Raw genomic sequence first — 19994 nt, forward strand, 5'->3', positions numbered from 1 at the left:
AAAAGGATTTACGATGAATACTCCTATTCGCACAAAAGATATTACATTGACGGACAATACCCGCGACCACGTTCTGAAAGCCAAAGAACAGTTCATGAAATTCGGACTCGATATTACGACGATCAATGTACTGCTGAGCAAAGTCAAAAACGGCGTTGAAGCAGAATTCGATATCCATATCGCCCATAACACACCGGTTGTAATTACGCAGCAAGACGCCGACCTTGATGCGGCGATCGATATGGCCGTCGAGCGTGCGAATAAAGCCCTCCGCCGTCTGCACGACAAACTCAAATCCCACCGCGGACCGGGCCTCAAAGACATCGAGGTTCAGGAGGCCTAAGGGTCATGGAAAAGCGCAAAGTGGTCTGCCCCCACTGCGGGCAGGTCAATGCCGTCCCGGTCAAAGAGACCTACGCCAAGGCCAACTGCGGCCACTGCAAACACTCCCTGCTTGATACGAAACCCATTGCCATGGATACGACTGCCTTCGACAACCAGGTCGCCAACAGCGATATCCCGGTCATCGTCGACTTCTGGGCCCCGTGGTGCGGCCCCTGTCGCATGATGGCGCCGGCGTTCGAGGAAGCTGCGACTTCTTTTGCGCTGAAAGCCAGGTTCGCAAAGGTTAATACGGAAGAGCAGCAGGGGCTGGCATCGCGCTTTCATATCCAGTCCATCCCGACGCTGATCGCCTTCAAAGGGGGGCGGGAAGCCGACCGGGTTTCCGGCGCCCTCAGCGCCGAGCAGCTCCGGCAGTGGGTCGGGCGTTTTCTCTGATATAATGCTGCCCCATGAAACGGGGCATGACATTGAAACTACTTCTTCTACTTCTACTCTCTTTAACACTGGCAACGGCAGACGACAATGTGACCGCGGACGATAACGATTATTCCGTGCGGGTCGGATACGGTTTCTCCGATGAAAGCGATCTCGGTGAAATTATCTCGTTGATGGGCAACCAGCACCCGGCTGACACGTCGGCGGGCGGTGTCGAGTTCGGATACCGCTTTTCCCGTGATACATGGGGACTTCCTCTGGACTTCTACCTTAAAGGGGGCGTGAACCGTTTCTTCGAGAATGGCTACCAGAACGACTTTATGGAGATGACCCTTTATATCAAGGCCTACTGGAACTTCCGGCCGTGGGAGCGCACGATCCGCCTCGGGTTCGGGGAGGGTGCCTCTTATGCCTGGGGCATTCCCTACGTCGAGAAACTCGAAGCCCAGGCCGAAGGCGATCACAACTCGCGCTTTCTCAACTACCTCGACATCTCCCTCGATTTCGACCTGGGGCGCATGGTCGGCTACCGGCCGCTATACGACACCTATGCCGGGTACGCCCTCAAGCACCGTTCGGGCATCTACGGGGCGATCAACGGTGTGCGCCGCGGCGGATCGAACTACAACCTCTGGTATGTTGAACACAACTTTTAGGAGCACTACATGGAATACTACAACTGGATACTGGCCTTTCACGTCATGAGTCTCATCAGCTGGATGGCGATGCTTTTCTACTTGCCGCGCCTCTTTGTCTACCACACCGAGCATGCGGCCAATGCTGGCTTTGTCGAGGTCGTCAAGATCCAGGAGCACAAGATCTACCACTATATCGGCGTGCCGGCGATGTGGGCAACGATCCTCAGCGGCGGGACGATGATCGCGCTCAACCCCGGACTCTTCCAGGGCGGCGGCTGGCTGCATGCGAAACTGACGGCGGCGCTGCTGCTGATCATCTACCATTTCACCCTCGGGCGCTACAAGAAGCAGCTGGCGGAGGGGACGTGCACAAAAAGCGGCAAGTTCTTCCGTGCCTACAACGAAATCCCTACACTGCTGATGATCTTTATCGTCATCATGGTGGTCATCAAGCCCTTTTAACTCTGCAGCGCTTCGGCCTCGGCAAGGCAGGCCAGCCCGAAGGCTTCCGCATCGGTTTCGGGGGAGTACTCCTCCGTCTGTATGGCAAGCAGGTGATCGTTTTTGAGCATGCGCTGCAGACGCTCCGACAGCGGGACGAGGTCCGCTGCATGGGCATGGGATGTCAGGAGCGCGAAGGCGGCGGGTGAGAGACGGAAGAGCTTCTCTTCCCTTCGGCAACTGTCGTGCAGATCCTTGACAAGCTGCTTGAGGTTCCGTCTGTGGATGGCTTCTTTGTCAAAGACCATCAGGATAACGGAAAAAGAGGCATGTTCGCGCTGGGCGGCCAGGGCATGTCCCGTACACTCATCCAGGAAAGCCTGGGCATTGAACAGCCCGGTCTGAAAGTCGATGCGCTGGTTGGTTTCCAGGTCGATACGGACATACCGGTAGATGAGGTAGAGCAGGTAGAAGATCAGCAGGCTGCCGAAGAGTCCAAGCATAAAGAGCGTATTGAGCAGCCGTTTGCTCTTTTCTTTCATAACGTTGTGCAGGTCAAAAAGCGTGTGATTGCCGTGCAGCCAGCAGAGTTCACCCTCTTTGTTCAGCGTTTCGTCCGCAGTGCCCGATGCTGTTTTGATCATTTCCCAGCACGCCTTCATCGTACCGTAGCTGCCAGCCAGCGTTCTTTCGGCTTCGCCGGGGTGTAACAAGGCAGGATACACCAGCTCAGAGGAGCGGAACGCTTCGTCGATCTCCGTCTCTATCCCGCCGTTTTCCGCCGGATTTGTGATATAGCGCTGAATGGAACCGCCGATGAACGTGAGCCGTTTGAGCAGGGCCTCGTCATCGTTCCGGTTGTCGAGTTGATAGGAGACGGTGAAGTATGCCAACGGCAGCAGTAACAAGAGGATGACGGTAAAGGCCGCCAGAAAGCTGGACCGATTCTTCACGTGCACTCCTTTTGAATAGATTGTACTTGATTTCAACAAAAATCATTATGCCATACTTGAGCGTTTCAGGGGTACTACCACGCCGCAAAGCAAGAGAGGTATCGGCGCTTTTTCGTTATAATTGCAAAAAATCAAGGGCACCTCTGAAAGCCCTCAATTGGGATATTGATGAAAAAACTGGCCATTATCGGGCGACCGAACGTAGGCAAAAGCTCCTTTTTTAACCGTCTGCTCAAGGAACGCGATGCCATTACGTCGGAGATGGCGGGGACGACGCGCGACGTCAAGAAAAGGGTCGCCACGGTCCTCGACCGGGAGGTCGAAGTGCTCGATACCGGCGGCCTTGACGAGGGAAGCGAACTCTTTGACAAGGTGCGCGAGAAGTCGATCGCGGCCGCCAAGCAGGCGGATATCATCCTGTTCATGGTTGACGGCAAGAACCTGCCGATCGAAGAGGACAAGAAGCTCTTCCACGAACTCGAAGCGATGGGCAAGAGCATGGCCCTCGTCGTCAACAAGATCGATAACGACAAGATGAAAGAGAAGGTGTGGGAGTACTACGAGTTCGGTACCCAGACGATCTTCGGCATCTCCGTCTCCCACAACCGTTCCATCAACCCGCTGCTCGAGTGGATCGCCAAACAGCTCCCCTACATTCCCAAGGCCGGAGAGCTGGAAGCAGCGGAGCCGGACATGATGGATGAATTCGACGACCTTCTCGACACTTACATGGAGGAGGACGAGGAAGAGGGCTCCATCTACGACGAGAATGACGAGATGAAAGAGAGCGACGAGGACCCGAACCATATCAGCGTCGCGATCATCGGCCGGGTCAACGTCGGCAAAAGCTCCCTGCTTAACGCCCTGCTGGGGGAGGAGCGCTCCGTCGTCAGCGACGTCGCCGGGACGACGATAGACCCCATCGACGAAACGATTGAGCGCGACGACAAGACGATCACCTTCATCGACACGGCCGGTATCCGCAAACGCGGCAAGATCGAGGGGATTGAACGCTATGCACTCTACCGTACCCGCACGATGCTCGAGCGCGCAAACCTCGCTCTGCTGGTGCTCGATGCCTCCGAGCCGTTCCGCGACCTCGACGAGAAGATCGCCGGCCTCATCGATGAGAACCGTCTCGCCTGCATGATCGTACTCAACAAATGGGACAAGGCGCCCAGGGACGATTACGACAAGATCGTGCAGCAGGTACGCGACCGTTTCAAGTTTCTGCACTACGCCCCGGTCATCACGGTGTCGGCATTGACGAAGCAGCGCATCCATAAACTTTACGACATGATCATCCAGATCAACGACAACTACTCACAGCGTATTACGACGTCGCGGCTCAACGAGGCGCTGGCGTTTGCCATGCGCAAACACCCCATCCCGTCGATGCACGGGCAGGTGATCCGTCTGTACTACGCGACGCAGTACGCAACGCGCCCGCCGCAGATCGCGCTCATCATGAACAAGCCCAAGGGGCTGCACTTCACCTACCGCCGTTTCCTCGCCAACCAGCTGCGTGAGGCTTTCAATTTCGAGGGGACCCCGCTGCTCTTCAAAGCGAAGAAGCGGGGCGAGAAGTAGGGCTCAGCCTGCCGCCAGAAACAGCGGCTCCTCTTCGACCTGCTGCCGATGGAAGTGCAGCAGTTTCCACTCTCCCTCCATCGTCTCCACAACAGCAGTACACGACTCCACCCAGTCGCCGCAGTTGAGGTAGTGCACTCCCTCGATGTTGCGGTTCTCCGCTTTATGGATGTGGCCGCAGATGACCCCGTCGAATTCGCGCCGTTTTGCTTCGGACACAAGAACCTGCTCGTAATCATCAATGAACATTACCGCTTTTTTGACGCTCTGCTTGGCGAAGTTTGAAAGGGACCAGAAGCGTTTGTAGCCGATCAGGCTGCGGATGCGGTTGATGGGTTTGTTGAGCTTGAGCAGCATTTCGTAACTGATGTCGCCGAACTTCGCCAGCCACTTCTTTGTCATCGTGATGCTGTCGAAGAAGTCGCCGTGGGTGACGAGGTACTCTTTGCCGTCTGTAGCGGTAAAGTGAAATTCGTTGGTGACCTCGATGTTGTCCCCCAGCGTCAGGGGGAGAAAGGAGCGGACAAATTCGTCGTGGTTGCCGAGGACATAAACAATTTTGGTCCCCTTGCGGGCGCGGCGCAGCAGTTTCTGGATGACGTCGGAGTGCTCCTGCGGCCAGCTCCAGCGGCGGCGAAGCGCCCAGCCGTCGATAATATCGCCGACAAGGAAGAGCTGTTCGCTTTCGAACTCGCGGAAGAAATCGAGCAGGGCATCGGCCTGGGCGTGGCGGGAACCCAGGTGGATGTCGGAGAGAAAAACGGAACGGTACTGCTTGACGCTGTTATCCATTTGTGTCACTTTCGTTTGGTTTGTGAAACCATACTCCACCATAATTGCGAAATGGATACAACAGTATTACTGATCAGCGACACGGTCTACGACGCCAACGGGGTGTCGCGTTTCATCCAGGATATGGCCGCACAGTCCCGTCAGAGGGACGGCCGTTTCTCGGTATTGAGCGCTTCGCCGCTTGGCGGGGAGGAGGTTGAGAGCAACATCGTCAACCTCAGGCCCTTCTGGTATGTCCGAATGCCCTTTTACCGGGAGCAGTTCCTCACCATCGTCCCGCCGTGGATGCAGATGTACCGCTACGTCAAGGCGGCATCGCCGGATGTTATCCACATCTCGACGCCGGGACCGCTGGGGATTTGCGCCATGCTTATTGCCAAGCGGTGCGGCATCCCGGTGGCAGGGACCTACCATACGGATTTTCCCTCCTACATCCGCAAGCAGATCAAGCTGGAGATGGCCGAAGCGGTGACGCGGCGCTTCATGCGGTTCTTCTTTCACCGGATGCAGCGGGTATTCTCCCGTTCGCAGCACTATATGGAGGTACTGGAGCGGGAACTGAAAATGGAAGAACGAAAACTGCGCTTCCTGCCGCCGGGGAGCAATACGGAACGCTTCTCCCCCCGTCACCGGGACCCGGCGGTCTGGCCCCGATTCGACATTCCCGTCGACACGCTTAAGATCCTCTACGTCGGCAGGCTCAGCGTCGAAAAGAACTTCCTTTTTGTCGTCGATCTCTTCGAGACCCTGCAACGCACCTGTGACGTGCCGCTCTCCCTGATCGTCGTCGGGGAGGGGAGCCTGGCCGAGAGCGTGAGCCGGCGGCGCAACAGCCACATCCACCTGCTGGGTCTTCAGGGCGGTTCGGATCTCTCGGCCCTCTATGCTTCCTCGGACCTGATGCTGTTCGCCTCCGTCACCGAAACGCTGGGGCAGGTCGTGATGGAAGCGCAGGCATCCGGGCTTCCCTGCATTGTCAGCGACCAGGGGGGCGTGACCGACACCGTGGCACACGGCAAAACGGGCTACTGTCTCAGTGTCGAGGATGACGACGAGTGGCAAAGCAACGCTAAAACGATGATTGAGAGCAGTGTGTTGCGTCAACAGATGGGTATGGCCGGCTGGCAGCGGATGCAGGAACGCTCCATCGCACAGACCTATGAGCGCTTTATGCAGGCGCATGATGAAATTGTTAAGCATTAAGAGTTAAGAGTTAAGAGTTAAGAGTTAAGAGTTAAGAGCGCGCAGCGCTGAGAGCGCAAGGCGCGAGAGCACCCCAAGGGCACTTCCTCCGGGCGCTTAGCGCTGAGGAAAACCCAGTATGCGCGCCCTGAGCGAAGCGAAGAAGTCCCCTTCGGGGGATTAGCGCAGTCGGAGGGGCTTTTGCTCCTTCGACGTACTGTTGGTATATTAGAGCTCTTCGGAGTGTTTTGCGAGGTAGTCGGCAACACCGGCAGTGTCGGCTTTCATACCTTCGTCACCCTTGTTCCAACCTGCAGGACAGACTTCGCCGTGCTCGTTCGTGAAGAGCATTGTGTCGACCATACGCAGCATCTCGTCGATGTTACGGCCGAGCGGGAGGTCGTTGATGACAGCGTGGCGGACCGTACCGTCTGTGTCGATCAGGAAAGAGCCGCGCAGTGCAACGCCGCCGTCGAGCAGAACGTCATAAGCTTTGGAGATCTCTTTGGTGAGGTCAGCGACGAGCGGGTAGCGGACCTGGCCGATACCGCCGTTTTCAACCGGCGTGTTTTTCCACGCGAAGTGGCTGAACTGGGAGTCGATGGAAACGCCGATAACGTTGACGCCGCGATCTTGGAACTCCTGGAGGCGGTGGTCAAATGCGATGATCTCTGACGGGCAAACAAACGTAAAGTCCAGCGGGTAGAAGAAAAGGACGGTACCTTTTTCACCGAAGTTTTCGTAGAGGTTGAAGTTGTCGACGATCTGGTTGTCGCCGAGGACGGTAGTCGCGGTAAAGTCCGGTGCTTTTTGTGTAACGAGCATGGTTGAAACTCCTGTTTTTATGGGTGTAAACACACGGCTGAAACCAGTGGAACGTTTCAGCCGTGCGGTTGACAGTGCACATTCTATTCAAATACTCTTTTAAAAAAAATTATCGTTTAGAGGCGGTGCATTCGCTTTAAAAATGCTTCAGCACAGCGTTGCTGGTTCCGCATATGCATTGGGGCAGATCGGGTACGACACGCGCCGTTCCGATACGGAATGTGTTGCGAAAAACTTAAAAAAAGCACAGGCAAACCCGCGTACATCCATGTATAGGGTTTTGGAAGTGCCCTTTGGCTATACTTCGATGATTTTTAGCTTTTTGCTATCTTTCATCAACTGGGCACCTCATAAGCTCCTCGAGATGACGGGGGTTTTTGAGGTGCCGATTTTACGATAAAGGAAAGATGTGTCTAAAGAGTATATTTTTACTTCCGAATCCGTCACTGAAGGACATCCGGACAAGATGGCCGACCAGATCAGCGATGCGATCTTAGACGATATTATTTCAAAAGACCCCAATTCCCACGTTGCCTGCGAAACCCTCGTTTCCAATGGATTCTGCGTTATTGCTGGCGAATTGAAAACCCATGCGTATACCCCGATGCAGGATATCGTGCGCAACGTTGTCAAAGAGATCGGATACACGGACTCCACCTACGGGTTCGACCACCGCTCCGCCGCGGTGCTTAACGCCATCGGCGAGCAGTCCCCGGAGATTGACCAGGGCGTCTCCCGCGAAGGCGGTGAGATCGGTGCGGGAGACCAGGGGCTGATGTTCGGCTACGCCTGCCGCGAAACCGACGTTTTGATGCCGCTGCCGATCTACCTGGCGCACCGCATTACCGAGCGGCTCGCCGAAGCGCGCAAAGAGGGGATCATCCCCTACCTGCGTCCCGACGGCAAGGCCCAGGTCAGCGTCCGCTATATTGACGGCAAACCCGTCAGCGTCGAAACGGTCGTCGTCTCGACCCAGCACCATGAGAACATCCCGCAGGAGCAGATCCACAACGATGTGATCGAAGCAGTGATCAAGCATGTTATCCCTGCCGATCTTCTCAGTGAGGATATTGTCTACCATATCAACCCGACCGGCTCCTTCGTCGTCGGGGGACCGCAGGGCGATGCCGGCCTCACCGGGCGTAAGATCATCGTTGATACCTACGGCGGTTCCTGTCCGCACGGCGGGGGCGCATTCAGCGGGAAAGACCCGACCAAGGTCGACCGCTCCGCGGCCTATGCGGCGCGTTATGTCGCTAAGAACCTTGTCGCTTCCGGTGCCTGTGAGCGCGCCACGATCCAGGTCGCCTATGCGATCGGTGTCGTCGAGCCGATCTCGATCATGGTCGACACCCACGGTACGGCCGTCGTGGACGAAGAAAAGATCGAAGCCTGTGTCCGCGAACTCTTCGACCTGACACCGAAAGGGATTATCGAGACCCTCGACCTGCTGCGTCCGATCTACCGCAAAACGGCCGCCTACGGCCACTTCGGCCGGGAACTTCCCGAATTTACCTGGGAGAAGACCGACAAAGCCGAAGCGATCCGCGCCTACCTCGGATTCTAAGCGGCAAAACTCACGGGAAACGGCGGTGCAGAAACGGCCGTTTTCCCCGCCATACACGCCGTTTTGCCCATTTTTCCTGTTACCAATCTTCAGTCCTATTTTTGCACGACCATTTCAGCCCCATTTTTTAGGAATCATTAAAGTTCTTTCGCTAAACTTTTTTCACATCTACCATAATTGAAGGAGAAAATATGGCAGTATTGATTAACGACACATGTATCAACTGTGGTGCCTGTATTGACGAATGCCCGGTTGAGGCGATCGTAGACGAGGACGATAACCCGACGGGTGAAGAGATCTATTACGTTTACGGCGACAAATGTGTTGAATGTGTTGGCCACCATGATGAGCCGGCATGTGCAACTGCTTGTCCGACCGAAGGATGTATTGTTTGGGACGCAGTCGGCGAAAGCCCGTCTCACCGCGATGACATCTCAGACGACATGCGCAGCGACCACACACCGGTTGTTGAGTAATCGATTAAAATAATGTACCCTTGCGCCTTCGGGCGCAACCCTTCTTCACCAATTCTCCAAAAAAATTCCCATTTCATTAGAATCAGATCTTTTTTTTGCTATAATTCCACCCTATTTTTGACTACTATAGGAGATACCGAATGGAACAAACACTGTCCATCATTAAGCCGGATGCCGTAGCAAAGGGTGTCGTCGGCAAGATTCTTGATCGTTTTGAAAGCAATGGTCTGCGCGTCGCTGCAACGAAAATGCTGCAGCTTTCCCGCAAAGACGCTCAGGATTTCTATGCCGTTCACAAAGAGCGCCCTTTCTTCACTGACCTGGTCGAGTTCATGGTCAGCGGCCCGGTGGTGGTCAGCGTTCTTGAAGGTGAAAACGCCGTAGCCAAAAATCGTGACCTGATGGGCGCGACAAACCCGCAGGAAGCGGCGGCGGGCACGATCCGCGCCGATTTCGCGGAAAACATCGACGCCAATGCGGTTCACGGCAGCGACTCTCTTGAGAACGCTGAGATCGAAATTCGCTTCTTCTTCGCACAGAGAGAGATCTCCTAACGCAGATGAACATCCCGTTTCGTCGCGTCACAGCCGACCCCCAGCCCTTCGTTCTGGAGAAGAACGGTGCACGGTTAGAGGGGACGCTGCGCAAGTATCGCAGCGGTCTGGTACTGCTCGAAGCGACGATGCAGGGGAGTCTTGACGTAGATTGCTATCTCTGCGGCGATTCCTTTGCTATAATGCCGGATGAAAAAGTCGAATTTCTGATTTCTGACGGTGTTTTTCATGGTCAGGATGAAACCTATGATGTGGTCGAGATGCATGATGGCACCATCGACCTCGACGAAGTGTTCGATTCGGAAATCGCTTTGATCGAAAGCGATTATCACGCCTGCCCCAACTGCAGGTAATCTACAAAGAAAGGAAATAACATGGCAGTACCTAAGAGACGCGTATCCCACACGCGTGCAGCAAAACGCCGCACCCACTACAAAATCAAACTGGCACGTCCGGTCAAAGACAGTGACGGCACTTACAAAATGCCGCACCATGTCAATCCGACAACCGGCGAGTATAAATAATTGAAGGTCAAAATCGCGATTGACGCGATGGGTGGGGACTTCGGTCCCGAGCCTATTGTCAAAGGAACGATTGCGGCACTGAAGCATTACCGTTTTGAGCCGATCCTTGTCGGAAAGAAAGAGGAGATTTTGCCTTTGATTCCGGGCGGGTTCAAAGACAAGATTTCGATTGTCGAAGCGGAGGATGTCATTGCGATGTCCGATGCGGCGACCGATGCGCTCAAGCGCAAAGAGAGCTCCATCTACAAAGCGGTCGATCTGGTCCGCAACGGTGAAGCCGACGGCGTCGTCTCCGCAGGGCATAGCGGCGCGACCATGTCGGTAGCGACCCTGCGCCTCGGACGTCTTAAGCACGTCCTGCGTCCGGCGCTGGTGACGTTGATGCCGAACAAGAACAAGAAGCGTACCGTGCTGCTTGACGTCGGCGCCAACGTCGACTGCAAACCGGAGCATTTGGCCCAGTTCGCGGTGATGGGGAGCTGTTACGCCCATGATATGTGGGCGATTACCCTCCCGACCGTCGGCCTCCTGGCCAACGGCGAAGAGGAGACCAAGGGTAACGACGTGACGAAGGGAGCCTTCCAGAAGCTTCGCGGCATGGAGGGGTTCGTCGGCAATGTCGAAGGACGCGATATCTTCAACGGTTCCGTCGACGTCGTCGTCTGCGACGGTTTCATCGGGAACCTTGTCCTTAAGTCTTCCGAAGGGGTTGCGAGTACGATCACGCACCTGATCAAGGACTATATCCGCAAATCGCCCATCGCGATCACGGGCGCGCTCCTGATGCGGAAGGTCTTCAAGCTTCTGAAAAAAGAGCTTGATTATGCCGAAGTCGGCGGGGCTCCGCTGATCGGGGTCAAGGGGTGCGCCATCGTCAGCCACGGCAAAAGCAACTCCAAAGCGATTAAAAACGCGATCAAACAGGCGATCGACTTCGTCGATACCGGGGTCAACGTTCACATTGAACGCGCCCTGGATGCCACTGCCAAGTAAAAGGACAAGCCATGTATGCAGCTTTTCGTTCGGTAGGTGCCTATGTGCCCGAGCGTATTCTGACCAACGCCGACCTCGAGAAAATGGTCGATACCTCTGACGAGTGGATCACGAAACGCACCGGTATCAAAGAGCGCCATATCGCCGCCGACGACGAGTTTACCAGCGACATGGGGGCCAAGGCGGCTGCACTGGCGATCGAGCGTGCCGGCATCGCCAAAGAGGAGATCGATCTCGTGATCTGTGCGACGATCTCTCCGGACTACTTCAACATGCCCTCAACGGCGACCATCATCTCTTCCAAACTGGGCCTGCCCCAGGTCATGGCGTTCGACATTTCCGCCGCATGTACGGGATTCGTCTACGTCGTCAGCATGGCGAAGGCCTTTATCGAGTCGGGGATGAAAAAGAACGTCCTGGTCATCGGGGCGGAGAAACTCAGCGCCATTACCGATTACACGGACCGTACGACCTGTATCCTCTTCGGCGACGGCGCCGGGGCGGCGGTGATCAGCGCGACGGAGAACAAGGACGAAGCGATTCTCGACGTGCATACGGGTGCCGACGGCACCTACGCCGATCTGCTGATGACGCCGAACGGCGGCACGGGTTCGGCCCATGATGCGCTGGACGCGGAAGCGAAGACCGGCTGTTTTATGCAGATGAAGGGGAACGAAACCTTCAAGGTCGCCGTGCGTACCCTGACCAACGACGTCAAGGAGATCCTTGCCGAAAACAGTATGAGCGCCGATGATATCAAGCATTTCGTGCCGCACCAGGCGAACTACCGGATCATCAAAGCGGTCGGTGACGCCCTGAACCTGCGCGAAGAGCAGGTGGTGCTGACCGTGCACAAGTACGGGAACACCTCCGGGTCATCCATCCCCATCGCCATCAACGATCTCTACGAGAGCGGCAAGCTGCAAAAGGGCGATATGATGCTGCTCGATGCTTTCGGCGGCGGGCTGACGTGGGGAAGCGCACTGGTGCCGTTTGCAGGACCGGCTGCGGTATGATATAATCCCCGGGACATCGGGTAGGAAAGAGGCACATGGTTTACGCGGCAATCGGGATCTCACTGTTATTCGTCATACTGCTGATTGCTTTTAACGTTCGTTCGAACCACTGGCGCAACCGCCGAAAGAAAAAACGCCGCGAGGTGGCCGAGCGCCGCGTGAACAAAGGGCGCCGCAAGCGGAACAACCTTGACCATGAAAGCAGTCTCCCCGACCGCCGTTACGGCGGTGACCGCCGCGTCGGTCCGGAGACGCGCCGCCACAAAAAGCGCCGTGCGGAAGACCGCTTTGGCCACAATTGACCTCCCCCTTCTTTTTATAGAAGCCCACGACAGCGAAGTGCCGTGGCTGAAAATTTTTGTCCGCCGCACCGTACGTGAATTCAGCGAGTGTAACGCCGCAGAGAAGGCGGCGGTCTGGGATGCCCTGGACGTGATCGAGCGGGAGATGCTCGACTATTACCGTCCCGAAAAGATCAACATCGCCTCTTTTGGTAATATGCTGCCGCAGGTACACTGGCACATCATGGCCCGTTTCAAAGAGGACAGCTACTTTCCCGAACCCATGTGGGGCCCCCGCCAGCGCGAAGGTGCACTCGACCTGCCGCCGCTAGGAACGTTTCTTGAACGTCTGGCGAAAAAGTTTTCCGCCGAATCCTGACTTCATCTCTTTTTGGTTAGAATTGGTCGAAAACGAAGAAAGGGAAAACCTTGCAACGTTTTCACTCCTATCCGGTCAGACTTGACGGAACGGATCCGCAGGCGACGCGCGACGCGATCCGAAACGATTTCCTCAGTGCTTATTCGCTTTTTGAAGCCCTCTTCGGGCTGTTGAAGGACGAGAACGTCTTTTACCGCCGTTCGGAACGAACCCGCCATCCGATGATCTTCTATTTTGGCCACACGGCAACTTTCTTTATCAACAAACTTCTGCTTGCGAAGGTGATCGACAAGCGGATCAATCCGGATTTCGAATCTCTCTTCGCGATTGGTGTCGATGAAATGGCCTGGGATGACATGGACAGTTCACGCTATGAGTGGCCCGGCGTCGATGCCGTGCGCGACTACCGTACCCGGGTCAAGGCGCAGGTCCTGGAGCTGATCGATACCCTTCCGCTGCAGTTGCCGATCACCCAGGAAAGCCCCTGGTGGGTCATCCTGATGGGGATCGAACATGAACGGATTCACATTGAGACGTCGAGCGTGCTGCACCGCCAGATGCCGCTGGAGGAGATCCGGCCCTCTGGACAGTTCCGATACTGCAACGACGCCGGTTTGCCACCGGAGAATAGCCTGGCAGTGATCAGCGGCGCGGCCGTCCAGCTTGGAAAAGCAAAAGGGGACCCCTATTACGGCTGGGATAACGAATATGGCAGCGCGCGAATGGAAGTTACGGAGTTCCGGGCATCGAAGATGCTGGTCAGCCATGGGGAGTTCCTCCCCTTCGTCGAAGCGGGCGGCTATGAAGACCCCGCCTATTGGGACGAGGAGGGGATGCGTTTCCTGGAGCGGAGCGGCGCGAAACATCCGCCCTTTTGGGTAGCGAAAGCAGCGGGCGGCTATCGGCTGCGCCTGCTGGACCGGGAGATCGACCTGCCGATGGACTGGCCGGTGGAGGTCAACTGCCTCGAAGCAGAGGCTTTCTGCCGCTATAAAAGCGCGCAGGAGGGGCGTGTGTATCGCCTGCCGACGGAAGCGGAGTGGGTACGGATGCTCGAGAGCTCCACGGCACTTTCGGGCGAACGGTTCGACGACGCCAACGCCAATATCAATTGGAACCACTTCGCCTCCTCCGTCCCCGTCAATACCTTCTTGCAGGGGGAGCTTTACGACGTCGTCGGGAACGTCTGGCAGTGGACGTCATCGACGATTGACGGCTATACGGGGTTCGAACCGCATCCGGTCTATGACGATTTCTCTTTGCCGACCTTCGACGGCAAGCACAACCTGATCAAGGGGGGATCGTGGGCCTCAACGGGGAACGAGACCCTGCGCCATTCACGCTACGCGTTTCGCCGCCACTTCTACCAGCATGCAGGGTTCCGTTACGTGGAAGCCGATGCCCCCGCTGAGAGCATGCCGGAGAATATCTACGAAACGGACAGTCTGGTAGCGCAGTACTGCGAGTTCCAGTATGGACCGGACTGTTTCGATGTGAAAAACTTTGCGCGCAGCTGCGCGGAGCATGCCATCGCTTTCACGGCTTCCACCCCCCAAAAGCGGGCGCTGGATCTCGGCTGCGCGACGGGGCGGGCCTCCTTCGAACTGGCCAGGGTCTTCGACGACGTCACCGGGATCGACTTCTCCGCCCGTTTCATCCAGGTTGGAGCGGCCTTGAAAGCGCAGGGACAGATTGCCTATGAACGGGTAGAGGAGGGGGACGTCACGACCCGCCAGGTCCACTCGCTCGAGGAGTTCGGATTGGAGGAGACGGCTGTGAATGCGCAGTTCTGGCAAGGGGACGCCTGCAACCTCAAGGCGCATTTCAGCGGGTATGACCTGATCATGGCCACGAACCTGATCGACCGTCTCTACGAACCGGAGCGCTTTTTAGGGACGGTGCATGAACGGCTGAACGAGGGAGGAATACTCCTGCTGACATCGCCCTATACCTGGCTGGAAGAGTATACGCAAAAAGCGCACTGGCTCGGCGGCTATTATGACGAGAAAGGGGAGGTTGTCGACGGACTGACCGGGCTCAAGACGATCCTCATGCCGCATTTCGAGTTGCTGGAGACCTTTGACGTCCCCTTCGTGATACGCGAAACGGCGCGCAAATACCAGCATACGCTCTCGCAGATGAGCGTCTGGAAAAAGCGTTAGGAGAATAGAAGCACGGTTCTACTGTGTGTGGGCACTCCGCCGAGGAGAGCATAGCGCTAGCGTAGGGAACCGGGCTTTGCTCGGATTCCGTTTAAGCTAATAATTCCGCGGCGACGCTGAACTGGTTGGCCATCATCAGGTGCACTTTCGGGTGCAGGGCCATGACGTCATCGAAAAGCTGCTTGCTCAGATCGAAGCCGATCTTGTAGGCGTCGTCCGCATCCTTGGCGTTGCCCAAGGCCTCGAGCCACGAGGGCGGAACGTGGATGCCCGGAACATGGGCATCAAGGAACTGGGCCGTGCGCAGTTTCGTAATGGGAAAGAGGCCGAGGACAAGTTGGGCATTTGTGCCGTGCTTCGCATTGGCTTCGTCCATCAGCTCCAGCAGCAGTTTGGCGTTATCAAGGTCGAAGACCGGCTGGGTGATGATCCCCTGGGCGCCGTGCTCGACTTTTTTGGCCATCTTCTTGTAGAGGCTCTTGGGGTTGCGGGCGAAGGAGTTGACGACGGCAAAGGGGAGAATCGGCTGCGGCGCGACGGAGAAGGCTTTGCCCTCCAGGTCGGTGCCGGCGTTAAAAGCGGCGATGATCTCCAGCAACAGGGTACTGTCACTTTCAAATACCCCTTTGGCATCTTTCTGGTCGGAGTTTTTGGCCGGGTCGCCTGTCAGGGCGAGAATGGCGCGGACGCCGGCTTCGTTGGCCCCGAGCAGGTCGCTTTGCAGGGCGATGCGGTTGCGGTCGCGCATGCTCATCGTCGCCAGGACCGGTTTACCGAAGCGCTGCTGCATAAGGGTGGCGGCGAAGAGGGCGTTGTATTTCAGTTTGGCGAGGGGGTTGTCGGTGGTACTGAAAGCGTCGACGCGCTCATGCAGGCCGAGGGATTCGATCGTGTCGATGACGGGGGCAAAGGAAGCGGAGTGCGACGGTGTCGTTTCGAGACTGACATAACGTCCGTTTTTTAGCTTTGCTTCCAGTGCGTCAAACACGATTTACCCCTGCGGTGCGATATAATGGCGCCATTATAACCTAGGGCCCCGCCAAAAAACCTGTACCGGGTCGGGGGATGCCCTTAGAGAGCATAAAGGATAGGAATGCGGTTATGCGTGTTTGATTTCGATTCGACGTTGATGGACGGCGAGACCATCGACTTTTTTGCCGAGGCGCTGGGCATAGGCGAAGAGGTCGCCGCCATCACGGAGCGGGCCATGAACGGGGAGCTTGACTTCTTCGAGAGCCTTCAGCAGCGGGCCAAGCTGCTCAAGGGGCTTGATGTGGAGACGGTAGAGCGCATCAGCCACTCCCTTCCCTACATGCCCGGTGCCAAAGAGACGATCGCGGCGCTGAAAGCGCAGGATATTACCGTCGTCTGTTTCAGCGGCGGTTTCCGTACGGCGACCTCCTACGCCAAGGACGTGCTCGGGTTCGATGCGGACTTCTCCAACGCACTGCATGCCAAAGACGGCAGACTGACCGGCGAAGTCGGCGGGGACATGATGTTCAATTGGTCGAAGGGGGATATGCTCGTGCGCCTGCAGGGGCTGCTCAAGGTGACGCCCGAAGAGACGATGGTCGTCGGGGACGGGGCCAATGACCTCAGCATGTTCGCCCATGCCGGAACGCGGGTCGCCTTCTGCGCGAAACCGGTCCTGAAAGAGGCGGCGAATATCATCATCGATACCAAAGACCTCCGCGAAATCCTGGGGCGTCTCGTATGAATCTCTGGGAACGCTACAACCCTGAAACAATGCTCGGCAGTGTCCTGGGGGAGATGACGGGGCTACCGATGATGCAGTGCCCGGAGAAAACGCTTTTCGAAGCGCTCAAGCGCCACCTGACGCGAAAAGAACTGCGCTGCTGGGTGATGGCCCGGGGCGGGGTTGACCTGGAGACGATTGGTACGGAGACGGGTCTTGGTGCGGAGGAGATCGACAATGCGGTCCGCAAAGCCTCCAAAAAGATACGCCAGCCCAAGCTTCGAAGCGAATTCCAGCAGCTGCTCGGGGGCCTGGAAGCGGAGGATGCGTAACAGGCTGTGTTAAGATTTTTTTATCTTTCGTTCAGTCTGTCGTGATAAAATTGTGTTACTTTACGGTTTAGGAGGGATGAATCGAATGAAAAAACATCTATCGGCCCTGTTGGGCGCGGCACTGCTGCTCGGCAGCTTCTCAACGGCGGCGAACGCCGACGTCAAACGGGGGCAGAAAGCCTATCTGAAGAAGTGTAAACGCTGTCACGGAAACGGTACGAAGGGGGCCGCGATGAAGACCCAGAAAGAGTGGGCGGACGCTTTCGCGGATGATGCCGCGCTGTTCAGAGCGTGGCACAAAGATGACAAGAAGGCGATGAAATATATCGACAGCAGCCGCTTCAAGAAAGATGCACCGAATCTCAAGGATTTCCTCTACGAATACGGTTCGGATTCCGGTAACGTCCCCTCCTGCGGCTAAGCCCGCCACCGTCCCTACGGGACGCTCTTCCTCTCTACTCCGCCTCATCGCTGTTGATTTCGATGGCACCGTACTCCTGTAACAGTTCTATGATCTGCTTGCGCTGATGCTTCTGCGCAATCCGCATGGCGCTCATCCCCTGCGGCGAGATGCGGTTAACGTCGCAGCCGCATTCGCATAGAAAACGGCAGACATCGATGTGGTTGTAGTAGACCGCCAGCATCAGCGCGCTCCAGCCGTAGTGGTCGATCCGGTCGATGTCCGCGTAGTTGTTAATGAGCACTTCGACCGCCGACTGGCGCCCCATGGAAGCGGCGACCATCAGCGCCGTCCGACCGTTCTTGTCGGTATAGTTGACGTCGCTGCCCAGCTGCATCAGCAGACGGAGGTGTTTTTTGATCCCCTCATCCTGGCGCCGCGCGACGGTGTGAAAGAGCGGCGTCCACCCCGCCCGGTTTGTGGGGATGTCCGTATGGGCTCCACGGTCGAGCATGATGCGTAGCAGGTTGCGGTAACTGTCGGCGATCTCCGGGTAGGTCTCGATGCCGCGATGCACCAGGGAGAGCGGCGTATGCAGGCCGTCGTAGGTGAGGATGTTTGCGCCGTGACGGATCAGTGCAGCGGCCCCGTCGGGGTTGCCGTTGCGCAGGGCGATGGTCAGGGCCGTTGCATGGTTGTCCGTACGGTGTTCCAGGGTTGGGTAGCGCTGCAGCAGTTTTTCCAGGAGCCGCACGAACTTCGGGTGGGAGGCCGCAATGATAACGGGCGTGATCCCGTGCAGGTCGCCGGCGTCGATCGCGAGGCCCTTGTTGAGCAGGTAGGTGACGAGTTTCGGATTGTTCCCGAAAACGGCGTGGTGCAGCAGTGTCCGGTTCTGTACATCGCGTTTGGAGAGCTCCATCGGCGTCGCCTCGGCATTGACGATGGCGTAGAGGTTCCCCTTGGATGCCAGCTCGAAAAGGTCCGGCTCGGCCGGGAGGTCGAAAACAGGCTGGACCTCTTCGAGCAGGGAGAGGATGGTTTTACTCTTTTGGGCTTTGGCGATGGCGGCGGGGGTCATCCCTTCGCTGCTTTTTGCATGGGGGCGGGCGCCGTACTGCAGCAGCTGCAGTACGATCTCGGGATCACCGAGTTTGACGGCGAAATGCAGGGGCGTTTCCTGTTCCCGGTCCGCGAGGTTGGGGTTGGCACCGTACATGAGAAGGTTCTCGACGATCCGGGTACGCTGCTGCATCACGGCGACGATCAGCGGGGGACGGTGGCCGAAGGCGTGGTAGTCGACGTCAAAGCCCTCCTCGATCATTGACAACAGGGTCGCCTTGTCGTCGCTGCGGATGGCGTTGAAAAAGGTCTCGCTTTTGTGCTCGATGATCTCTCCGGCACTGGGGTCGTAGAGATGCGTTCCCAAAAGCATGGCACTGTGCAGACGCTCCATAAAGGGCATATCGGCTCCTGCAATCGAATGGATTTTGTTCTATCCTAGCATAAAAGTGTAAAAGGGGATTGAAGAAATGGGTGAAAAAATAAGCTCAAAGCTCCGAAGCGGGTGCTTCGGAGAACGAAATTACTTGATAATTTCGAACGGGTTGACGACAACTTCCTTGCGGGAAATTGTGTACGGGATGATCGCAGCGGAACGTGCACGCTTGATCGCGATCGTGACCATGTCCTGGTGGCGCTTGCAGTTGCCTGTCAGGCGGCGCGGCATGATTTTGTAGCGCTCAGAGAGTGAGTGCTTGAGGCTAGAAGCATCTTTGTAGTCGATGAAGTCGACTTTTGCTTCACAGTATTTGCAATAACGTTTTTTATATTTGCGTTTTTCTGCCATGGTTTTTTTCCTTGCTGTCTATTATTCTAGAATGGGATCTCGTCTTCGTCGATGTCGATCTCGGGAATCGTGTTCTCCGGCATCTGCTGTTTCGGCGGCTGGTAGGCATTCTGCGGTTGTGGCTGCTGCGGCGGCGGGTTGTAGCCCTGCTGCGGCGCATTGTATCCCTGGGAGCTCGGGGCGTTGTAGCCGCCGTTGCCCTGGGGAGCGTCGTATCCGCCCTGATCGCCGCGGGAATCCAGCATCTTCATCTCTTCGACGTTGACCGAGTGTTTCGAGCGTTTCTGCCCGTTCTGGTCCGTCCACTGCTCAAGCATCAGTCGCCCTTCGACGAGGACTTTACTCCCCTTGCGAAGGTACTGGTTTGCAATCTCGCCGCTGCGGCCGAAGAAGGTGATGTCGATGAACATCGTTTCATCCACCATCTCGCCGTTTTGTTTCTTGAACTTGCGGTTGGTCGCAATGCCGGTTTTGGCAATGGCCATACCGCCTTGCGTGTAACGAAGCTCAATGTCGCGTGTAAGATTACCTACCAGAATGACTTTGTTGAACATATGGAAACTC

The 19994-nt window shown here is 56.6% G+C and carries 26 protein-coding genes; 19 read left to right on the forward strand and 7 right to left on the reverse strand.

What is annotated here, in order from left to right:
• Positions 1 to 13: 13 nt before the first annotated feature.
• From hpf to hemJ, 4 genes are read left to right on the forward strand one after another with little or no spacing between them, the layout of a single operon-like run.
• Positions 14 to 343, forward strand: a complete 330-nt coding sequence (hpf, locus tag LOH54_RS03245) for a ribosome hibernation-promoting factor, HPF/YfiA family (protein WP_231020362.1) — start codon at positions 14 to 16, stop codon at positions 341 to 343.
• Positions 344 to 348: 5 nt separating this feature from the next.
• Complete coding sequence (trxC, locus tag LOH54_RS03250; RefSeq protein WP_231020363.1) at positions 349 to 780, forward strand: thioredoxin TrxC; 432 nt, start codon at positions 349 to 351, stop codon at positions 778 to 780.
• Between the two features lie 14 nt (positions 781 to 794).
• Positions 795 to 1436 (forward strand): hypothetical protein, encoded by a 642-nt coding sequence (locus tag LOH54_RS03255; RefSeq protein WP_231020364.1) that lies wholly within the window; start codon positions 795 to 797, stop codon positions 1434 to 1436.
• Positions 1437 to 1445: 9 nt separating this feature from the next.
• Entirely contained in the window at positions 1446 to 1880 is a 435-nt protein-coding gene (gene hemJ / locus LOH54_RS03260) for a protoporphyrinogen oxidase HemJ (protein WP_231020365.1), read from the forward strand.
• Here hemJ and LOH54_RS03265 read toward each other — a convergent pair.
• Positions 1877 to 2812, reverse strand: a complete 936-nt coding sequence (locus LOH54_RS03265) for a nucleotidyl cyclase domain-containing protein (RefSeq protein ID WP_231020366.1) — start codon at positions 2810 to 2812, stop codon at positions 1877 to 1879. The two genes, hemJ and LOH54_RS03265, sit on opposite strands and share 4 nt — an antisense overlap.
• A 168-nt stretch (positions 2813 to 2980) precedes the next feature.
• Here LOH54_RS03265 and der point away from each other — a divergent pair, with 168 nt between their 5' ends.
• Positions 2981 to 4402, forward strand: coding sequence for a ribosome biogenesis GTPase Der (der, locus tag LOH54_RS03270; RefSeq protein WP_231020367.1), 1422 nt, complete (start codon positions 2981 to 2983; stop codon positions 4400 to 4402).
• A 3-nt stretch (positions 4403 to 4405) separates the two neighbouring features.
• Here the strand turns inward: der and LOH54_RS03275 are convergent, their stop codons facing one another.
• Complete coding sequence (locus LOH54_RS03275) at positions 4406 to 5194, reverse strand: UDP-2,3-diacylglucosamine diphosphatase (protein ID WP_231020368.1); 789 nt, start codon at positions 5192 to 5194, stop codon at positions 4406 to 4408.
• Positions 5195 to 5245: 51 nt separating this feature from the next.
• Here LOH54_RS03275 and LOH54_RS03280 point away from each other — a divergent pair, with 51 nt between their 5' ends.
• On the forward strand, positions 5246 to 6397 hold the full coding sequence (locus LOH54_RS03280; RefSeq protein ID WP_231020369.1) for a glycosyltransferase family 4 protein: 1152 nt from the start codon (positions 5246 to 5248) through the stop codon (positions 6395 to 6397).
• A 207-nt stretch (positions 6398 to 6604) separates the two neighbouring features.
• Here LOH54_RS03280 and LOH54_RS03285 read toward each other — a convergent pair whose 3' ends face one another.
• The gene (locus LOH54_RS03285; protein ID WP_231020370.1) at positions 6605 to 7201 is read right to left on the reverse strand and encodes a peroxiredoxin; all 597 of its coding nucleotides are present in this window, start codon (positions 7199 to 7201) and stop codon (positions 6605 to 6607) included.
• Positions 7202 to 7610: 409 nt separating this feature from the next.
• Here LOH54_RS03285 and metK point away from each other — a divergent pair, with 409 nt between their 5' ends.
• From metK to ovoA, 10 genes are all read left to right on the forward strand, one after another.
• Positions 7611 to 8768 carry a methionine adenosyltransferase gene (gene metK, locus LOH54_RS03290; RefSeq protein ID WP_255707452.1) on the forward strand — a complete coding sequence of 386 codons (1158 nt, stop codon included), beginning with the start codon at positions 7611 to 7613 and terminating at the stop codon, positions 8766 to 8768.
• A 191-nt stretch (positions 8769 to 8959) separates the two neighbouring features.
• Positions 8960 to 9244 (forward strand): 4Fe-4S dicluster domain-containing protein, encoded by a 285-nt coding sequence (locus LOH54_RS03295; protein ID WP_231020372.1) that lies wholly within the window; start codon positions 8960 to 8962, stop codon positions 9242 to 9244.
• Between the two features lie 140 nt (positions 9245 to 9384).
• The gene (ndk, locus tag LOH54_RS03300) at positions 9385 to 9798 is read left to right on the forward strand and encodes a nucleoside-diphosphate kinase (protein WP_231020373.1); all 414 of its coding nucleotides are present in this window, start codon (positions 9385 to 9387) and stop codon (positions 9796 to 9798) included.
• Between the two features lie 5 nt (positions 9799 to 9803).
• Entirely contained in the window at positions 9804 to 10151 is a 348-nt protein-coding gene (locus LOH54_RS03305; RefSeq protein ID WP_231020374.1) for a hypothetical protein, read from the forward strand.
• Positions 10152 to 10172: 21 nt separating this feature from the next.
• The gene (rpmF, locus tag LOH54_RS03310; protein ID WP_231020375.1) at positions 10173 to 10322 is read left to right on the forward strand and encodes a 50S ribosomal protein L32; all 150 of its coding nucleotides are present in this window, start codon (positions 10173 to 10175) and stop codon (positions 10320 to 10322) included.
• Positions 10323 to 11315, forward strand: a complete 993-nt coding sequence (gene plsX / locus LOH54_RS03315; RefSeq protein ID WP_255707453.1) for a phosphate acyltransferase PlsX — start codon at positions 10323 to 10325, stop codon at positions 11313 to 11315.
• Positions 11316 to 11326: 11 nt separating this feature from the next.
• Positions 11327 to 12331: a beta-ketoacyl-ACP synthase III gene (locus tag LOH54_RS03320; protein ID WP_231020376.1), complete on the forward strand. Its 1005-nt coding sequence runs from the start codon at positions 11327 to 11329 to the stop codon at positions 12329 to 12331.
• 35 nt (positions 12332 to 12366) lie between these two features.
• Positions 12367 to 12633, forward strand: a complete 267-nt coding sequence (locus LOH54_RS03325; protein WP_231020377.1) for a hypothetical protein — start codon at positions 12367 to 12369, stop codon at positions 12631 to 12633.
• Positions 12620 to 12991, forward strand: coding sequence for an HIT family protein (locus tag LOH54_RS03330; protein WP_231020378.1), 372 nt, complete (start codon positions 12620 to 12622; stop codon positions 12989 to 12991). The genes LOH54_RS03325 and LOH54_RS03330 overlap by 14 nt, the downstream gene beginning before the upstream one ends.
• A gap of 50 nt (positions 12992 to 13041) precedes the next feature.
• Positions 13042 to 15153, forward strand: a complete 2112-nt coding sequence (ovoA, locus tag LOH54_RS03335; protein WP_231020379.1) for a 5-histidylcysteine sulfoxide synthase — start codon at positions 13042 to 13044, stop codon at positions 15151 to 15153.
• Between the two features lie 91 nt (positions 15154 to 15244).
• Here the strand turns inward: ovoA and LOH54_RS03340 are convergent, their stop codons facing one another.
• Positions 15245 to 16141 carry a methylenetetrahydrofolate reductase gene (locus LOH54_RS03340; RefSeq protein WP_231020380.1) on the reverse strand — a complete coding sequence of 299 codons (897 nt, stop codon included), beginning with the start codon at positions 16139 to 16141 and terminating at the stop codon, positions 15245 to 15247.
• 105 nt (positions 16142 to 16246) lie between these two features.
• Between LOH54_RS03340 and serB the strand changes: the two genes are divergently transcribed.
• From serB to LOH54_RS03355, 3 genes are all read left to right on the forward strand, one after another.
• Positions 16247 to 16870, forward strand: coding sequence for a phosphoserine phosphatase SerB (gene serB, locus LOH54_RS03345; RefSeq protein ID WP_231020381.1), 624 nt, complete (start codon positions 16247 to 16249; stop codon positions 16868 to 16870).
• Positions 16867 to 17181 carry a hypothetical protein gene (locus tag LOH54_RS03350; protein WP_231020382.1) on the forward strand — a complete coding sequence of 105 codons (315 nt, stop codon included), beginning with the start codon at positions 16867 to 16869 and terminating at the stop codon, positions 17179 to 17181. The genes serB and LOH54_RS03350 overlap by 4 nt, the downstream gene beginning before the upstream one ends.
• An 85-nt stretch (positions 17182 to 17266) precedes the next feature.
• On the forward strand, positions 17267 to 17602 hold the full coding sequence (locus LOH54_RS03355; RefSeq protein ID WP_231020383.1) for a c-type cytochrome: 336 nt from the start codon (positions 17267 to 17269) through the stop codon (positions 17600 to 17602).
• A 34-nt stretch (positions 17603 to 17636) separates the two neighbouring features.
• On the opposite strand, the gene LOH54_RS03360 is transcribed toward LOH54_RS03355, so the two are convergent.
• From LOH54_RS03360 to LOH54_RS03370, 3 genes are all read right to left on the reverse strand, one after another.
• Complete coding sequence (locus LOH54_RS03360) at positions 17637 to 19046, reverse strand: ankyrin repeat domain-containing protein (protein WP_231020384.1); 1410 nt, start codon at positions 19044 to 19046, stop codon at positions 17637 to 17639.
• Positions 19047 to 19166: 120 nt separating this feature from the next.
• The gene (gene rpsR, locus LOH54_RS03365; RefSeq protein ID WP_231020385.1) at positions 19167 to 19430 is read right to left on the reverse strand and encodes a 30S ribosomal protein S18; all 264 of its coding nucleotides are present in this window, start codon (positions 19428 to 19430) and stop codon (positions 19167 to 19169) included.
• Between the two features lie 26 nt (positions 19431 to 19456).
• Positions 19457 to 19984, reverse strand: a complete 528-nt coding sequence (locus LOH54_RS03370; RefSeq protein ID WP_231020386.1) for a single-stranded DNA-binding protein — start codon at positions 19982 to 19984, stop codon at positions 19457 to 19459.
• Positions 19985 to 19994: the final 10 nt, after the last annotated feature.

This window comes from Sulfurimonas sp. HSL-3221, assembly GCF_021044585.1.
GTDB lineage: Bacteria > Campylobacterota > Campylobacteria > Campylobacterales > Sulfurimonadaceae > Thiomicrolovo > Thiomicrolovo sulfuroxydans.

What these genes read in the sequence shown, in the direction of transcription:
- serB (WP_231020381.1), top strand. Translation starts at nt 16,247, where the DNA reads ATGCGGTTATGCGTGTTTGATTTCGATTCGACGTTGATGGACGGCGAG.
- rpmF (WP_231020375.1), top strand. Translation starts at nt 10,173, where the DNA reads ATGGCAGTACCTAAGAGACGCGTATCCCACACGCGTGCAGCAAAACGC.
- LOH54_RS03305 (WP_231020374.1), top strand. Translation starts at nt 9,804, where the DNA reads ATGAACATCCCGTTTCGTCGCGTCACAGCCGACCCCCAGCCCTTCGTT.
- LOH54_RS03355 (WP_231020383.1), top strand. Translation starts at nt 17,267, where the DNA reads ATGAAAAAACATCTATCGGCCCTGTTGGGCGCGGCACTGCTGCTCGGC.
- LOH54_RS03370 (WP_231020386.1), bottom strand. Translation starts at nt 19,984, where the DNA reads ATGTTCAACAAAGTCATTCTGGTAGGTAATCTTACACGCGACATTGAG.
- LOH54_RS03285 (WP_231020370.1), bottom strand. Translation starts at nt 7,201, where the DNA reads ATGCTCGTTACACAAAAAGCACCGGACTTTACCGCGACTACCGTCCTC.
- hemJ (WP_231020365.1), top strand. Translation starts at nt 1,446, where the DNA reads ATGGAATACTACAACTGGATACTGGCCTTTCACGTCATGAGTCTCATC.
- LOH54_RS03280 (WP_231020369.1), top strand. Translation starts at nt 5,246, where the DNA reads ATGGATACAACAGTATTACTGATCAGCGACACGGTCTACGACGCCAAC.
- LOH54_RS03360 (WP_231020384.1), bottom strand. Translation starts at nt 19,046, where the DNA reads ATGCCCTTTATGGAGCGTCTGCACAGTGCCATGCTTTTGGGAACGCAT.
- LOH54_RS03275 (WP_231020368.1), bottom strand. Translation starts at nt 5,194, where the DNA reads ATGGATAACAGCGTCAAGCAGTACCGTTCCGTTTTTCTCTCCGACATC.
- ndk (WP_231020373.1), top strand. Translation starts at nt 9,385, where the DNA reads ATGGAACAAACACTGTCCATCATTAAGCCGGATGCCGTAGCAAAGGGT.
- der (WP_231020367.1), top strand. Translation starts at nt 2,981, where the DNA reads ATGAAAAAACTGGCCATTATCGGGCGACCGAACGTAGGCAAAAGCTCC.
- LOH54_RS03350 (WP_231020382.1), top strand. Translation starts at nt 16,867, where the DNA reads ATGAATCTCTGGGAACGCTACAACCCTGAAACAATGCTCGGCAGTGTC.
- rpsR (WP_231020385.1), bottom strand. Translation starts at nt 19,430, where the DNA reads ATGGCAGAAAAACGCAAATATAAAAAACGTTATTGCAAATACTGTGAA.
- LOH54_RS03255 (WP_231020364.1), top strand. Translation starts at nt 795, where the DNA reads ATGAAACGGGGCATGACATTGAAACTACTTCTTCTACTTCTACTCTCT.
- LOH54_RS03295 (WP_231020372.1), top strand. Translation starts at nt 8,960, where the DNA reads ATGGCAGTATTGATTAACGACACATGTATCAACTGTGGTGCCTGTATT.
- LOH54_RS03325 (WP_231020377.1), top strand. Translation starts at nt 12,367, where the DNA reads ATGGTTTACGCGGCAATCGGGATCTCACTGTTATTCGTCATACTGCTG.
- hpf (WP_231020362.1), top strand. Translation starts at nt 14, where the DNA reads ATGAATACTCCTATTCGCACAAAAGATATTACATTGACGGACAATACC.
- trxC (WP_231020363.1), top strand. Translation starts at nt 349, where the DNA reads ATGGAAAAGCGCAAAGTGGTCTGCCCCCACTGCGGGCAGGTCAATGCC.
- LOH54_RS03320 (WP_231020376.1), top strand. Translation starts at nt 11,327, where the DNA reads ATGTATGCAGCTTTTCGTTCGGTAGGTGCCTATGTGCCCGAGCGTATT.